The organism is Calditrichota bacterium, assembly GCA_016867835.1.
Lineage (GTDB): Bacteria > Electryoneota > AABM5-125-24 > Hatepunaeales > Hatepunaeaceae > VGIQ01.
On record VGIQ01000169.1, the window covers coordinates 1 to 3,450 of the forward strand.

General features: G+C 53.5%; 4 protein-coding genes. All 4 read left to right on the forward strand.

Annotation, left to right across the window (positions count from 1 at the left end; genetic code table 11):
- The first annotated feature begins 181 nt into the window (after nucleotides 1–181).
- The gene (locus FJY67_11595) at nucleotides 182–1,303 is read left to right on the forward strand and encodes a putative CRISPR-associated protein (GenBank protein ID MBM3330092.1); all 1,122 of its coding nucleotides are present in this window, start codon (nucleotides 182–184) and stop codon (nucleotides 1,301–1,303) included.
- Nucleotides 1,304–1,430: 127 nt separating this feature from the next.
- Complete coding sequence (locus FJY67_11600; GenBank protein ID MBM3330093.1) at nucleotides 1,431–2,288, forward strand: CRISPR system precrRNA processing endoribonuclease RAMP protein Cas6; 858 nt, start codon at nucleotides 1,431–1,433, stop codon at nucleotides 2,286–2,288.
- A gap of 117 nt (nucleotides 2,289–2,405) precedes the next feature.
- Nucleotides 2,406–2,789, forward strand: a complete 384-nt coding sequence (locus tag FJY67_11605) for a transposase (GenBank protein ID MBM3330094.1) — start codon at nucleotides 2,406–2,408, stop codon at nucleotides 2,787–2,789.
- A complete protein-coding gene (locus FJY67_11610; protein MBM3330095.1) occupies nucleotides 2,786–3,244 on the forward strand; it encodes a helix-turn-helix domain containing protein in 459 nt (152 codons plus the stop codon). The genes FJY67_11605 and FJY67_11610 overlap by 4 nt, the downstream gene beginning before the upstream one ends.
- Nucleotides 3,245–3,450 lie beyond the last annotated feature (206 nt).

A 3,450-nucleotide genomic window follows, 5' to 3' on the forward strand; every position in this document is an offset into this window, starting at 1 on the left:
CGGAATCCGCCGCCACGCGATGTCGAAAGACATTCCCTGATTAAGAAGGGATTGAGACCTCAACGGTCCGGCGGATCGGAATCCGCCGCCACGCGATGTCGAAAGACATTCCCTGATTAAGAAGGGAGTCAATAGAGGGGGGGGTAAGGAACAGTGAAAAGATTAGCGTAAGGAGCAGATTATGGCCACCTTCATTCTATCAACCGTCGGCACTTCGCTTCTGTCCAAGATTCGCCGACAACGGAATCTTTCTGAAGACACCTTGCCCGAACCGCAAAGCATCCTTGCGGAACTTAACTCGCTCGCACCATCAGACGAGCGGGCGGGCGCCGAAGTCAACAGCCTTGCCAGCCTGCTGCAAAGTGGCAGAGTGGGCCGGCAGAAGATCCGCGACCCGATCAGTATGGTCTTCCTCGTTTCGGACACTCCCGACGGCAGGTGGACGGGAAAACTGCTCGCCGACTTCTGGAGTGATGCCCGTCGCGGTATACGTGTGGACGGAGTTGACTTCAAGGTCGTTCCCGGATTGCAGCACAACGACCCCCAACGCTTTGCCCGGGAAGGATTGCGCAATCTGGTCCGGATAGCCTCTCAACTTCTCCCGCGGCCCGAAGCGTCGCTGCGCATCATCAACGCCACCGGCGGCTATAAGGCACAGATTTCCTTCGCCGGACTCATCGGGCAGGCACTGGCAGTTCCGGTGGTTTATCAGTTCGAAAAGTTCGGCTTCTGTATTGAGATGCCACCTATGCCCGTTGACTTCAGCCGCGATCTATGGCTGGAACACTACGATCTCTTCTGCCGTCTGAGCGAAAATTCTCTCATTAAGAGCGAACTCGATCTACGAGATGCCGATTCGCGCTTTGTAGAATTGCTCGATGAGGTGGAGATCGACGGGGAGGCTTATGTAGCATTATCGCCGATCCTGGAACTGATGCATCAGGGATTCTTGGTCAGGCCTTGGCCGCAGGGAGTCCGACAGCCCCCTGCTTCAGTCAAATCCATACCTGATAAAATCGCAATCCAGGAGGCGGAGTTGTCGCATGCACCGGCACGGACACGGGGCTTGATCGAGCAACTCAGCCGGCAAGAATGGATTACTTTGGTGAGCAGTATCAAGGATGCGGATACAAGACGCTCACGAGTGATCAACAGAAAGGACCCCGATCGCCCCGACGAAATACAGTTTTACTGGAGCGACAGCGATTACAGCCGTGTCCTTGCCATTCGAACAACGGCCGAAGATGATGGACATCGAACATGGTGTGCTAACGAATTGTCAAGAGAATTCCTCAATCGCTGATTCTGCTGACAAATAGGTGCACCCGATCTCAAATCCATTCTCTGATTCCCGCTTGACGCTTCTCTCTTTGCGGGTGGGATGCCGTGTGGAGCATGATCTTATATGGAATTCGTTTCCAGGCTCTGTAATGCACGGGGTATTGGGAATGGCGCTCAAACGGCGGGTCTGCGTAAAGTCTGATGGGATTTGCGACAATTGCTTCATCCTGTATCGCTGCCCCTATGCGCGGCTCATTTTATCGCCGAAGCCGCCGGATGCGGAGCGGATGCGCAAGTATCCCTCCGTGCCGTCGCCAATGCGGTTGCTGGTTGAGCCATGGGACGAAGCAGTATCGGAAAAGGGCAAGGAAATCGAGGCTACTCTTACATTTGTGGGTAGGTCAGTTGAGGATTGGGCGCCGGTGTTGCTGTCGTTGGAAGTAGCGATTGAGCAGGGAATTGGACGTAGGAGCGGGGATGGAACACGGGGTTACGTCAAAATCCTGTGGGTTGAGGATGTGGTAACTGGTGTGAGAAGGCATTGGAATGAAATAGATTTCAGCCGTCAGGAGGAGTTCAATCTGCATAATTGGCTGGACTTATCCGATGGTGGCTCTCCCACTACGTTGACGTTCCATACCCCCGCTCGCATTGTATTTGATGGGAAGGTGCAGACCCATCCGACGCTTAGGAATCTGGTAGCGTCTCTCTTCCGTAGGATTTCGAGCCTGGCTTATTTCCATTGCGGAGTCACGATTGAAGAGGACTTCAAGGGAATTTTGGATCAGTTAGTGTGGGGCGGTGAGTCAGGGAATCTCGACCGTATGCGCGCGGCGCGCTACTCCAGCCGCCAGAAGCGCAAGATACAAATGGATGGTATGGTGGGGTCACTTTCGCTCGAGGGCATAACGCCGACCGCATTGCCTTGGATTAGGCTTGGAGTCTATACCGGGGCGGGAAAGGGAGTTACTATGGGTTATGGTGGTTACACGGTGAGTTACGAGTAGATGTCAACAGTGTATGACTTCAGCACATCGTGGACGGTTTTGGGCAAAAAGCTAAGGAGTGGTTTTGAGGAAATCGGAAACGATTTTCCTTGTTAGCAATACCGCTCAGGAGAGGCTATGAAGCCCAGAAACAAAACCAAGGTCGGCATCCGAGCCGGAAGCGGTGGCCCGCGACATCAAGCGCGTCACCGCAAGAAGTATTCTGCCGATGACAAGATCCGCATCATCCTCGAAGGTCTGCGCGGCGAAACCGCCATCGCTGAAATCTGCCGCCGCGAAGGCCTGGCAACCGGCCTCTACTACCGCTGGTCGAAAGACTTCCTTGAAGCCGGCAAGAAGCGCCTGCAGGGCGACATCGTCCGCGAAGCCAACTCCAATGACGTCAACGAACTGCGCAAGGAGAACGCCCAACTGCGCGATTTGGTCGCCAACTTCGCCGTCAAGAACGAGGTGCTAAAAAAAAGTCTGCGTGGGCTGGACGACGACTTGGACGAACTATGACGCTCAACCAATCCGAGAAGATTGAGATCATCCGGATGGTTGAAGAGTCCAACCTGTCAGTCAGAAAGACATTGTCTGAGCTGGACATCCCGCGCAGCACCATCTACAAGTGGTATGCCCGCTACCTGGACTACGGCTACGACGGCTTGGCCGACCTGGGACGCAACCCTAAGCGCGTCTGGAACCACATCCCCGATGCTGAACGGGAACGGGTGCGTCAGATCGCCCTGGACAAGCCCGATCTGACGCCCCGGGAACTGGCTTTCCACATCATAGACACGCAGAAATACTATTACCTGGTGCAATATGTTGTGTCAACAAGGGCGCTTGTCATGCTGAACGCAGTGAAGCATCTCGACCTAAGATGGACATTCCAGACGAGATCCTTCACTTCGTTCAGGATGACACTAATCGATGCACCCCTTAATATATGCACATTGCGTCGAATATATTAACAGGTGCATAATATAGTAGGATATTGATATGATTTTTCGTATATTGATTGAATTGTATTGTCTTGTCAACGTGTTTACAATCAAGCAGCTTTTGGAGCCGCGATAAGTCGTTCTGCTGGGGTGCAGCCGTTTAGTCTATAGCCCTGATGCGGGCGGTTACAGTTATACTCGTTCATGAACCTGTCCAGGTCACTCTGGAGCTGTTC

What these genes read in the sequence shown, in the direction of transcription:
- FJY67_11610 (MBM3330095.1), top strand. Translation starts at nt 2,786, where the DNA reads ATGACGCTCAACCAATCCGAGAAGATTGAGATCATCCGGATGGTTGAA.
- FJY67_11595 (MBM3330092.1), top strand. Translation starts at nt 182, where the DNA reads ATGGCCACCTTCATTCTATCAACCGTCGGCACTTCGCTTCTGTCCAAG.
- FJY67_11600 (MBM3330093.1), top strand. Translation starts at nt 1,431, where the DNA reads ATGCACGGGGTATTGGGAATGGCGCTCAAACGGCGGGTCTGCGTAAAG.
- FJY67_11605 (MBM3330094.1), top strand. Translation starts at nt 2,406, where the DNA reads ATGAAGCCCAGAAACAAAACCAAGGTCGGCATCCGAGCCGGAAGCGGT.